The sequence below is a fragment of the Desulfosalsimonas propionicica genome, from assembly GCF_013761005.1.
Lineage (GTDB): Bacteria > Desulfobacterota > Desulfobacteria > Desulfobacterales > Desulfosalsimonadaceae > Desulfosalsimonas > Desulfosalsimonas propionicica.
Genome location: NZ_JACDUS010000008.1, coordinates 98,908 through 111,411 on the forward strand (window position 1 = coordinate 98,908; position 12,504 = coordinate 111,411).

Below are 12,504 nucleotides of genomic sequence, written 5' to 3' on the forward strand. Positions count from 1 at the left end.
GTTATGTGTAAACAAGAACTGAATTGCAATAAAAATCGCGACACCATTATCGGAGAAGTTATGACACAATATACAGTATCATTTCAGCCGCACGACAAGGAAGTTACCGTGGAAGAAGGCCAGAGCCTGATCCGGGCGGCCATGGATGCGGGCGTTCACATCAACGCCTCCTGCGGAGGGGAAGGCATCTGCGGAAAATGCCGGGTGATAATTGAAAGCGGTGAGGTTGAAGGCGGGGTTTCCGAGCAGTTAAGTCAGCAGGATCAGGAAAAGGGTTACCGTCTGGCGTGCCTGTCAAAGGTCAAAAGCGACCTGACCGTAAGGATCCCCACGGAATCCTACATTGATGCCAAGGTGCTGAACCTGCAGGCAACGGCCCGCAAAACCGCACGCATCAAGCAGTTAAATCTGGAAGACCTCAAGGAAAAGGGCATGTTTGTCCCGGCCGTGGACAAGGTTTACGTGGAAATGCCCGTGCCCGATGGAACCGACAATGAGGCCGACGTCACCCGGCTGGTTCAGGCCCTGCAGAAGGATCACAACGAACACCGTCTGGAGTTTGACCTGTCGGTGATCCGCAAAATTCCGGATGTTGCGCGTGAAGCGGATTTCAAGGTCACCACCACCATTGCCAGGCCGGTGCGCGAAGACGGCAAAAACAGAATCATCAGTGTTCATGCCGGCGATACAACAGAGCGCAATTTTGCCATTGCTGTGGATATCGGCACAACAAGCATCTATGGCCAGGTTATTGACCTGATTTCCGGCGAGGTTCTGGCGCAGTACGGGGATTTTAATTCCCAGATCAGCTATGGCGAGGATATCATCAGCCGGATCGTGTATGCGGAAAAAGGAGACGGGCTGGAAAAACTTCACTCCCTTGTTATATCCACGATTAACTCCGTGATCGGCAAAATCATTAAAAAATCGGGCATTGATGCAGAAGAGATCTCCACGATCACCTTTGCCGGCAACACCACCATGACCCAGTTGTTTTTAAAGGTCAATCCCCGATACATCCGCCGGTCGCCTTATGTTCCGGCTGCCAATATTTATCCGGCCTTCAAGGCCGTGGAGATCGGCCTGGAGGTGCCGGATCATGTTACGGCCCTGGTCTATCCCCAGGTTTCAAGCTACGTGGGCGGAGATATCGTGGCCGGTGTCATGGGTTCCGGGATGTATCAGGACGAGGAACTGACCCTGTACATGGATATCGGCACCAATGCCGAGGTGGTGATCGGAAACAAGGACTGGATGGTTTGCGCCGCGTGCTCGGCCGGCCCGGCTTTTGAAGGCGGCGGCATCAAGCTGGGCATGCGCGCTGCTGAAGGGGCCATAGAGGACTTCTCCGTTGATCCGGCGACCCTGGAGCCCATGAATGTGACCATCGGCAATGTCCGGCCCAAAGGGATCTGCGGCAGCGGGTTGATCACCTGTGTGGCCACCATGTTTGAAATGAGCATTATCGACAACCGGGGCAAATTCAACCGGGACCTGGAAACAGACCGTATCCGGGAAGTCGACGGGGTGTATGAATACGTTCTGGCCTGGCAGGATGTTTCTGGAATTGACAGGGACGTGGTGCTCACCGAAATTGATATCGATAACCTGATTCGCGCCAAGGGCGCAATCTACAGCGGGTGCCGAACCCTTTTGTCCGAGGTCGGCCTGTCGATCAACGATCTGGACCGCATTATCATGGCCGGTGGCTTCGGCAGCTATATCGATCTGGAAAAAACCATGACCATCGGTCTGCTGCCGGAAATCGACCCGGAAAAAGTCACCTTTATCGGTAACGGTTCGCTTATGGGTGCCCGGATGAGCGCGCTGACCAACAGCATCCGCCGTGACGTGGTGGCTACGGTCAATCGGATGACCAATTTTGAACTTTCGGAAACCCAGTCCTTCATGGACAATTATATTGCGGCACTGTTTCTGCCCCATACCGAACAGGGCCTGTTTCCGAAATTAAAAAAACGCATGGATGAACGACGCCGGCAGCTCGGGAGTTGATCAAGGGGCGTGGCAGCTGTTTTACCCACAAAATAGCTTGTATAATGATTGACAAAACGTTTTTTTTTGATATTAAATTTATCTTTTAAAACTGTATGAATGAAAAGGTGACCCGTACAATCCGGCACCGGGTGTTGCCTGCGCGATAAAGCAGGATATCGGCCCAATTGCGCAGCCGGCGATCACACAGAGGAGCCGTGCAGGCTTTGTCTGTTTTGCAGTAATAAATCGAAAATTGTGATCAAATCGTAAATGGATACCGCTTCAACTGAAATCGCTTAAGAATAAGGAGGTAACATTGGGCTTCGAAATCTTTAAAGAATCCTATGCAGGCAGCATCAGGCCGATTACTCTCGGCAAAGGCGACAAGGCCGTAACGGTCGGTGGCGAAAGCTGTCTCCCGCTTTATAAGTTCGAAGGGGAGATGCCCAATAAGCCCAAGATTGCAATGGAAATCTGGGACATGGAGCCGACAGACTGGTCAGAGGCGGCCAAGAAACCCTTTGAGGACGTACTGGGTGATCCTGCGGCATGGGCCAAAAAATGCGTGGAACAGTACGGGGCGGAGATGATTGTTTTGCAGCTCAAAAGCGCCGATCCCAACGGGAACGATGCCAGCCCCGATGAAATCGTTAAAAAAGTCAAAAACATTCTCGAAGCCATTGACGTGCCGCTGATTCTCTGGGGTACGGCCAATGTGCAGAAAGATGAGGAAGTGCTCAAAAAGGTCTCTGAGGCCTGCGAGGGCAAAAACCTTGTTCTCGGTCCGGTTGAAGACGACAATCACAAGGGTATCGGTGCAAGCGCCATGGGCTTTGGCCATGCGATTATCTCTTCCTCGCCCATTGACGTCAACCTGGCCAAGCAGGTCAATATCCTGCTGGAAAACCTTGGCGTGCCCAATGACCGTATCCTTATCGACCCCACCACCGGCGGTCTGGGCTACGGCATGGAGTATTCTTATTCCGTCATGGAGCGCATCCGCATGGCAGCCCTGCTGCAGGGTGATGACAAGCTGCAGTATCCCATCGTCAACAATCTCGCAAACGAAGTCTGGCGCTGCAAGGAAGCCAATCAGAGTATGGACGACGCCCCGGAACTGGGAGATCCCGAGCGCCGGGGCATTCTCATGGAAGCGGTGGGCGCGGTGACCTACCTGATGGCCGGCTCTGACATTCTCATTATGCGGCATCCCGAGGCCATTCGCATGGTCAAAAGCTTCATCGAGCTGATTATGGAAGGCGGAGCCGCCAGCGACGTGGCCCCCATCGAAAAGCAGCTGGCTGATGTGGACATTGATTATGCCGCAATGTCGCCTGAGCCGGATTTGAAGATCGAAGAGGAAAAGAAGGCCGCCCCCAAGAAGGCCGCCCCCAAGAAGGAAGAAAAGAAGGCAGAGCCCAAGAAGGCCGCCCCCAAGAAGGAAGAAAAGAAGGCAGAGCCCAAGAAAGAAGAGCCCAAGCCCGCAGCTGAGGAAAAGGCCGCCAAGCCGGCAGAGGATCCGGAAGCCAAGGCCAGGGCAGAGGCTGAAGCCAAGGCCAGGGCGGAAGAAGACGCCAAGAAAAAGGCCGAGGCTGAAGCCAAGGCAAAGCAGGAAGCCGAAGCCAAGGCCAAGGCCGATGCCGAAGCCAAGGTCAAGGCTGAGGAAGAGGCCAAGAAAAAGGCCGAAGCCGAAGAGCGGGCCAAGCGGGACGAAGAAGAAAGAAAACTGCTGGAAAAACGGGCCAAGGAGCGCGAGCAGCTTCACAAGAAGCGCGAGGCCGCGGCAGAAAAACCCGAAGCCCTGAGCCCGGCAGAGGAACAGAAATCCCACCTGGACAAAATTGTGGAAAGACTGGACCGGATTCACCGGAGAGTCTGAAGATAAAAATATGGTATTTAAAGGCATCCAATACATCTTGCGCCATGGCGGAAAGACCCGCTGATATGCCCGACACCGGCGCGACATGCATACTTGCCGAATTTAAAAGCAACAAGAGGAGGAACCTCTAATGGCAGAAGAAAAAGAAAAAAAAGCTGCTCCGAAAAAGGAAAAACTAGCCGATCCGATTGCAGCAACCATTGATGTTGCATCCCAGCAACTCATTGCCCGCGCCCAGCAACTCGGTGTTGAAACGGTTTTTGACCGCGCCGAAACCATGAAGCCCTGTAACATTGGTGCCCAGGGTACCTGCTGCAAGAACTGCGGCATGGGGCCCTGCCGGCTGCCGCTGCCCAAAAGCGGCATCGAGGGGGAAGACACCCGAAAAGGCCTTTGCGGCGCCACGGCCAACACCATTGCCGCCAGAAACTTTATCCGGATGATCGCCGGCGGCGCGGCTGCCCACTCCGACCACGGCCGGGGAGTGGCTGAGGTCTTTCTGACCGCCGCCCGTAAGGAAACCAATGATTATCAAATCAAGGACACGGTCAAACTGGTCCAGGTAGCCGAAGCATTAGGCGTGGCCACCACTGTGGAAGTCGACGGGGAAACCAAAGACCGGGATCTGGATGAAGTTGCAGTGGAAGTGGGCGAAATCGCCATGGCCGAATGGGGCAAACCTGAAGGCGAGGTGTTTTATCTCAAGCGCGCGCCCCAGGCCCTTTATGAAAAATGGGAAAAACAGGGTGTCAGGCCCAGAAACATCGACCGGGAAATCGTGGAGATCATGCACCGGACCCATATTGGCGTGGACCAGGATTACCGCAACCTGATGAAACAGGGTGTTCGTGCTGCCATTGGCGACGGATGGGGTGGCTCCATGCTGGCCACTGACCTGCAGGATATCCTTTTTGGCACGCCGTATCCGCTGCAGTCCGAGGCCAACCTGGGCGTGATGAAAGAAGATCATGTCAACCTGATTGTCCACGGCCATGAACCGATCCTTTCCGAAATGATCGTGGCGGCTTCCCAGTCCAAGGAAATGCTGGACTATGCAAAGGAAAAAGGGGCCAAGGGCATCCAGCTCAGCGGTATCTGCTGCACAGCCAACGAAATCCTTCAACGCCACGGAATTCCGCCGGCAGCCAATTTCCTGCAGCAGGAACTGGCCATTATCACCGGTGCCTGCGATGCCATGGTCGTCGATATCCAGTGCATCATGCAAAACGTGGCCAATGTGGCCAACTGCTTTCACACCAAGCTGATCACCACCCATCCCATTGCCAAGATGGAGCAGGAAAACGTCATTCACATTGAGTTTGACGAACATTATGCCATGGAAGATGCCAAGCGCATCGTGAAAATGGCCATTGACAACTTTGAAAACCGCGGCGCCGAAGTCATGATTCCGCGCCAGAAAGCCACCCAGATCGCCGGATTCGGTGTGGAATCCATCCAGTACCACCTGGGCGGAACCTTCCGGGGGGATTACTACACCTTAAACGACAATATCATCAACGGCCGTATTCGCGGCATTGCCGGCGTGGTTGGGTGCAACAACGCCCGGACCCGTCACAATGAAGGCCATATTCAGGTTGTCAAGGAACTGATCAAAAATGATGTGATCGTGTTGACCACCGGCTGCAACGGCATTGCCTGCGCCATGGAAGGCCTGCTCACCCCCGAGGCCGCAGGCGTTTACTGCGGTGCCGGCCTGGCCGAGGTTTGCGAGACCGTCGGTATTCCGCCGGTTCTGCACATGGGTTCCTGCGTGGACAATAGCCGGATTCTGCTGGCCGCCACAGAAGTGGTCAATGCCGGCGGTCTGGGCAATGATATCTCTGAGCTGCCTGTTGCCGGAAGCGCCCCGGAATGGATGAGTGAAAAAGCCATTTCCATTGGTCAGTACTTTGTGGCCTCGGGTGTTTACACGGTGTTTGGCGTCACGTTCCCCACCACCGGCGCCCCGGTTTTCCAGGATTTTCTGTTCAAGGAAATGGAGAAAATGTACGGCGGCATGTGGGATTTGGAAATTGATCCGATCAAGCACGCCCACAAGATGATCGCCCACATCGACTCCAAGCGCAAGGCCCTGGGCATTGACAAGGCCCGGGAGCGGGTGCTTATGGACATGGCCGACCGCCAGAAGCTCGAAGCATAAAAGGCCTTGGGATGACGGATACAAGAGACTTGATCTCAAAAGATATTTCTGATGACGATGCAACACCAAATCCTCAACGAAGGAGGACCGTATGTCTAAACTGATCGCATTTGCTGCCATTCAGGGCGGCTATAAAGTTGTCTCCCAGGTGGAAGGGGAACTGGAAAAAACCCTGCAGTCCTATGACGCCTCCACCAAGGTGGAATTTCCCAATACCGGGTATTTTCTGCCGGTCATCTATTCGCTGACCGGGCTGAAGGTGGAAACGCTTGAGGACATGAGAAAACCGCTGGAATTTGCCCGCAAGCTGTTGCCCCCCCATATCAAGGGCAAGCATCATTTGCCGTTTCTCGGCCCCCTGCTGGATGCCGGCATGGCGGCCATCCTGGCCTATGAAATCAAGGAGGCCCTGCGGATTGTCAAGGACCCGGATTTCTACTATCCGCATGAAGATCCGGATATTGAAAACGGCAAAGTCTGGCTGGGCCCGGCAGACGACATTGTACTTCGCAAGCGTGGCGTGGAATTTGTCGACGGCTCGGCCCCGGGTTTTGCCGCCATCGTTGGCGCGGCCCCGAGCCCGGAGATCGCAAAGAACATCGTGGAAGAATACCAGAAACGCAATCTCTACATCTTCTGCGCGGCCCAGCATCGGGGTATTTCCATTATTGACCAGCTCCTGGAAGCCGACGTTCAGGTCGGGTGGAATACCCGCATCGTGCCCTTTGGGCCGGATATCTCCTCTGCGGTGTTTGCCCTCGGGTTTGCCAACCGTGCGGCCATGGCTTTTGGCGGTCTGCAGCCGGGCGACTACAAAAAGATTCTCAAGTACAACAAAGACCGGATCTTTGCATTTGTCAACGCACTGGGCGACATTGGAACCGAATGGGGCGTGGCTGCAGCCGGATGCGTCAACTGGGGTTTTCCCACCCTGGCCGACACGGATATCCCGGAAATTCTGCCCACCGGCATTTGTACCTACGAGCATGTGGTGGCCAATGTTCCCCATGACGAGATCGTTCAGCGCTCCGTGGAAGTCCGCGGCCTGAAAGTGCAGGTATCCCAGATCGATATCCCCTGTTCCTTCGGTCCGGCCTACGAGGGCGAGCGGGTGCGCGGAAAAGACCTGCATTCCCAGATGGGCGGCGGCAAGACACAGTGCACCGAGCTGGTGAAAATGGCTGACATGAAGGAGATCGAAGACGGCAAGGTCGAGGTGGTGGGCAAGGATATCCCGGATCTCGGCGAAGGCGACACCCTGCCGCTGGGCATTTACGTCCAGATCGCCGGCCGGGAGTTCCAGGCGGACTTTGAGCCCATCCTGGAACGCCAGATCCATCACCTGATCAACTATATCCAGGGCGTTATGCATATCGGTCAGCGCGACATTTCCTGGATCCGGGTGAGCAAGGCGGCCGTGGAAAAGGGCTTTACCTTAAAGGACATCGGCGTGGTCCTCCATGCCAAGATGCATCAGGATTTCGGCAAGGTCCTCGATAAGATTCAGGTGACCCTGTATACCAAAAAGGACGACGTGAAAAAGATGACAGAACGCGCCCGGGCCGAGTACAAGCAGCGCGACGAGCGGGTGGAGAACATGAAGGACGAGGATGTGGAAACTTACTACTCCTGCACCCTGTGCCAGTCCTTTGCGCCCAATCACGTCTGCTCGGTATCCCCGGAACGGACCGGTCTGTGCGGCGCTTATAACTGGATGGACTGCAAGGCCTCCTACGAGATCAACCCCACAGGCCCCAACCAGCCAATTAAAAAGGGTGAAGTAATTGATCCGCGCCTGGGTCAGTGGAAAGGGGTCAATGAGTTTGTCAAGCAGGCATCCCGCGGTGCGGTGGAAGGCTACAACTTCTACTCCATTGTTTATGATCCCATGACCACGTGCGGGTGCTGCGAGTGCATCGCTGCGGTGCTGCCCACCTGTAACGGGGTTATGACGGTCAACCGGGAATATACCGGAGACACCCCATGCGGTATGAAGTTTACTACCCTGGCCGGTGTCATGGGCGGCGGTGCCAAATCGCCGGGTTTTGTGGGCCATTCCAAGTTCAACATCACCCAGCGCAAGTTCATCCGCGGCGACGGTCCGCCGGATATGGACGAAGGCGGACTGCTCAGAATCGTCTGGATGCCCAAGATGCTCAAAGAAGAGATCAAGGACCGGATTGATTCCCGGGCCAAGGAACTGGGTGTTCCGGATTTTTATGACAAGATCGCAGATGAGACCGTTGGCACCACGGAAGAGGAAGTCATGGAATTTCTCAAGGAAAAGGATCATCCGGCGCTGAAGCTGGAATCCGTCGTGGGTTGATGACAGCAGACAAGGAACCGGGCCGCAGACAGCGGCCCGGTTCTGATTCGGTTATAATGACAGGATAGCGTAAAGCGAGGAGAAAAAAATGGCACTCACCGGAATTCAGATATTTAAGCTGCTGCCGCAGACCAACTGCAAGGAATGCGGGGCTCCCACGTGTCTTGCCTTTGCAATGAACCTTGCTTCCGGAAAAGCCGAACTCGACGCCTGCCCGTATGTATCTGATGAGGCGCGCGAGCAGCTGGCCGAAGCATCGGCCCCCCCGATTCTGCCGGTTCAGATCGGCAAAGGGGTCCGGGCAAGAACCGTGGGCGGCGAAACCGTTCAGTACCGCCACGAAAAAACCTTTTTCAATCCCACTGCACTGGCCGGCAAGATCAAGTCAGACATGGATGACAAGGAACTGGACCAGAAACTCAAGGTATGGAATGCCTTCCAGTTCGAGCGCGTGGGCTTTACCCTGCGGCCCGAGCTTGTGGCCCTGGAAGACGCCAACGGCGATGCCGACGCATTTGCCGCCAAGGCCAAAAAGATTGCTGAAAACTCGGAATTCAACCTCATCCTGATGTCGGAAAATCTCGATGTGATGAAGGCCGCCGTGGAGGTTTGCAAGTTTAAAAATCCCCTGATTTATGCAGCCACCAAGGATAATTTTGACGATTTCTCCGCACTGGCCAAGGAAAACGACCTTCCCCTGACCATCAAGGCCGATTCCGTGGAAGGCCTCATGGAGATGACCGACAAGCTTAGGGATGAAGGGTTTAAAAAGATCGTCATTGATTCCGGATCCAGGGATGTCAAGAAGGCCTATGAAGACCAGGTCAACATTCGCCGGGCAGCCCTGAAAAAGAGCAACCGCTCGGTTGGGTATCCCACCATTGTATTTCCGTGCGAAATGGCATCCAATCTGGACATGGAAACGCTTCTGGCCTCCATGTTCATTGCCAAGTACGGCGCCATTTGCGTGATGTCGGATTTTGCCAGTGAATCCCTGTTTGCCCTGCTGCTCGAACGGCTCAATATCTTCACTGACCCGCAGCGGCCCATGACAGTGGTGGAAGACATCTACCCCATCGGTAATCCGGACGAGAATTCACCGGTGCTGATCACCACCAACTTTGCTTTGACCTATTTTATTGTCTCCGGCGAGATTGAAGGCAGCAAGGTTCCGGCCTGGCTGTTGGTCAAAGACACCGAAGGCCTGTCCGTGCTAACGGCGTGGGCGGCCGGAAAATTTGCCGGCGATGATGTGGGCATGTTTGTGAAAAAATGCGGCATTGCCGACAAGGTCAAAAACAAGGAACTCATTATTCCCGGTTATGCCGCTTCCATTACCGGTGAGATCGAAGAAGAGCTTCCGGACTGGACCGTAACGGTCGGGCCGCGGGAAGCCCCGCACCTTCCGGCATTCCTGAAGCAGAGACAATAACCGAGAATCCGGCCCGGACCCGCAGTCTGTGCCGGACGCAGAACCAACAAAGGGAGGTTCTCCATGCAGTTGATAGGCGAAAGTTTGAATGTCATGTCCAAGAAAATTGGCAAGGCATTAAAGGAACGGGACCCAGCCCCCATCCAGGAGGAAGTCAAGGACCAGGAAGCCCGGGGGATGGATTATATTGACATCAACCTCGGCCCGGCCAAGAAAGACGGCACCGAACTGATGCCCTGGGTGGTCAAGACCGTGCAGGAAGTCACGGAACTGCCCCTGGCCCTGGATACTTCCAATATTGATGCCATTGCTGAAGGCCTGAAGGTCTATAAGGCCACCGCTCAGCCGCCCCTGATCAACTCGATCATGGCCCGGCCCGAGCGGTACGAAAAAATGCTGCCCATTGCCGCAGAGTACAATGCCGATTTCATCGCCCTGATGTGGGGTCCGGAAGGCCTGCCCCGGGATGAAAACGAGCGGGCGGCACTGTGCGTGGAACTGCTGTATGCAGCCAATGAAGCGGGCATTGCAAATGAAAAGATCTGGGTCGACGGCATTGTCACCCCGGTCAACATTCAGCAGGAACAGCTGGTGAGCCTGATGAATTTTTACATGATGCTTCAGGATATCGCCCCGGGCGCCAAAAGCACCTGCGGGCTGTCCAATATCTCCAACGGCCCGCCGGCTTATCTGCGCCCCATTTTGAATCAGACCTACATGGTCATGCTGGAGCGCTACGGCATGTATTCTGTGATTTCCGATCCCCTGGATGAAAAACTGACCGCCATTGCCAAGGGAAAACATCCGGAAATCGTGGACGTGATCCAAAAAGCCATGGACGAGCCCGTAGATGCCAGCCAGTATGAAAAAGAACTGGCCGACTATGTCAAGACCGTGGACGTGATCCTCGGCCGCAAGCTCTATTCCGATTCCTGGCTTGAGCTGTAATTTTTCCGGATTTTGTTCTGAAAATCAAAAAGCCCTGACTCCCTTTTCGGGAGCAGGGCTTTTATTTTAGGCCAATCATGCCCAAGCGACTGTTTTTCCGGGGGTGGCCAGTGTTGTCAGTAATTTGCTTGACTTGTTGCACAATTTGGGTAAAATAATAAAGTTAACGGCGTCAGAAGGCGTCTTACGGAATTTTTTGATTGTACAAATCTGCCGATTATGATTTGCGTTTTTTGAGTGCGCGGCATTAATACGGGTGCAGTGACGAAGCCACGAAGGTTTATATTCCCCGGCAAAGGGAATGAACACTTTGTGGCTTTTTTGGTTTGAAATGGATGATACCCTATGATTTGCCAATATTGGATAATGTCGTATGTTTGCAGACATGACAAAAAAAATGACCACTTTGGCTGCCGTCCCGGCGGTGCTTTTCCTTTTGGCGGCCGGGATATTGGGGCATGGAGCCGTTGTTTGGGCTGGTGAGGCGGAAAACGAGCGGAGCATCGAGCGCGATACCAATAATGACGGGCAAGTGGACCAGATTGCCCATTTTGACAAATCCGGCCGGCTGGTCAAGCTGTTTGTGGACCAAAACAACGATGGGGACATGGATGGCTTCCAGTATTATGAAAACGGCCGACTGGTGCGCATTGAACGTGATACCACCGGCGACGGTAAAATCGATGTCCGCGATTTTTATAACAATGAACAGCGGACCCGCCAGCAGCGGCTTGATGACCAGGGCCGGGTTCAAAAAAGCCTGCAGTTTGATAGCAAGGGCCGGGTGACCAGACAGAAGATCGACTCCACAAAAGATGGCCGACTGGATACGGTTATGGAATATGAAAACGGGCAGCTGGTGACCAGAAAGCAGGATACCAGCGGCAATGGCGACTTTGATCGTTTTGAGACATACATTGGCGGAAAAATTCAAAAGCGGCAGATTGATCAGAGCGGAAACGGCCGCTGGGATGAAAGGGTTTTTTTCCAAAATACGCAGCCGCAAAAGGCGGAATACGACACCAATCAGGATGGGAAATTTGACCGGATCGTGTTTTATAAAAACGGCAAACCCGCCAGGGTGGAAAACGATGCCGATTATGACGGCCATCCCGAGCAGACCGTATACCCGACTGAATCGGGCAATGACAAAAAAGTGGTCATTGACGCAGACAACGATGGTGTTGCAGAAAAGACCCGGTATTATGAAAATCAGAACCTGGTGCGGGAGGAAAAAGATACCAATCATGATGGTCAGACGGACTGGCGCCGGTTTTACTCCGGGGAGAAAAAGGGTCAGATTTTTCAGGACAAGGATCATGACGGCCGATTTGAAACAGCTGTGTTTCTTGACTCCGGCATTGGCGCACAGATGGTGGAAATTGATAAAAACGGCGACGGCCGGGCCGACCGCCGGGCTTGGTATAATGGAGGCGGCCGCCTGATCAAGCAGCAGACACGGCACGGCGATGATGCCGGGTCTTTGAACATGACCTGGTATTATGACAAAGATGGGCAGGTCGTTTTCGCGGAAAAAGATTTAACCGGAAACGGGGCTCCGGATGCCTGGTATTCGTATGAACAGGGACGTCTTTCCGAAATCCGCCGGGATACCACAGGAGACGGCAGCGCAGATGTCTGGGAAATCTACGGGGAGAATCAGCACCTGCTGAAGCGCTCCAAAGATCTGGATTATGACGGCGTGGCCGATATTCACACTGAGCCCGGCAAAGAAGCAGACAGTTAGACCCAGTTTCGGTAAA

Annotated in this window: 7 protein-coding genes; all 7 read left to right on the top strand. The window is 54.2% G+C overall.

Translation table 11 applies throughout. The features are described 5' to 3' along the window. Positions 1–60: 60 nt before the first annotated feature. The 7 genes from HNR65_RS13040 (at position 61) to HNR65_RS13070 (ending at position 12,488) form a co-directional block, all read left to right on the top strand. Positions 61–2,013, top strand: coding sequence for an ASKHA domain-containing protein (locus tag HNR65_RS13040; protein ID WP_181551951.1), 1,953 nt, complete (start codon positions 61–63; stop codon positions 2,011–2,013). A gap of 298 nt (positions 2,014–2,311) precedes the next feature. Then, positions 2,312–3,874 (top strand): acetyl-CoA decarbonylase/synthase complex subunit delta, encoded by a 1,563-nt coding sequence (locus HNR65_RS13045; RefSeq protein WP_181551952.1) that lies wholly within the window; start codon positions 2,312–2,314, stop codon positions 3,872–3,874. 130 nt (positions 3,875–4,004) lie between these two features. Beyond that, the gene (cooS, locus tag HNR65_RS13050; RefSeq protein ID WP_181551953.1) at positions 4,005–6,035 is read left to right on the top strand and encodes an anaerobic carbon-monoxide dehydrogenase catalytic subunit; all 2,031 of its coding nucleotides are present in this window, start codon (positions 4,005–4,007) and stop codon (positions 6,033–6,035) included. Between the two features lie 91 nt (positions 6,036–6,126). Next, the gene (acsB, locus tag HNR65_RS13055) at positions 6,127–8,361 is read left to right on the top strand and encodes an acetyl-CoA decarbonylase/synthase complex subunit alpha/beta (protein ID WP_181551954.1); all 2,235 of its coding nucleotides are present in this window, start codon (positions 6,127–6,129) and stop codon (positions 8,359–8,361) included. A gap of 88 nt (positions 8,362–8,449) precedes the next feature. Next, positions 8,450–9,793, top strand: a complete 1,344-nt coding sequence (gene acsC / locus HNR65_RS13060; RefSeq protein WP_181551955.1) for an acetyl-CoA decarbonylase/synthase complex subunit gamma — start codon at positions 8,450–8,452, stop codon at positions 9,791–9,793. A gap of 63 nt (positions 9,794–9,856) precedes the next feature. After that, positions 9,857–10,741, top strand: coding sequence for a dihydropteroate synthase (locus HNR65_RS13065; protein WP_181551956.1), 885 nt, complete (start codon positions 9,857–9,859; stop codon positions 10,739–10,741). 397 nt (positions 10,742–11,138) lie between these two features. Next, positions 11,139–12,488, top strand: a complete 1,350-nt coding sequence (locus HNR65_RS13070) for a hypothetical protein (RefSeq protein WP_181551957.1) — start codon at positions 11,139–11,141, stop codon at positions 12,486–12,488. Positions 12,489–12,504: the final 16 nt, after the last annotated feature.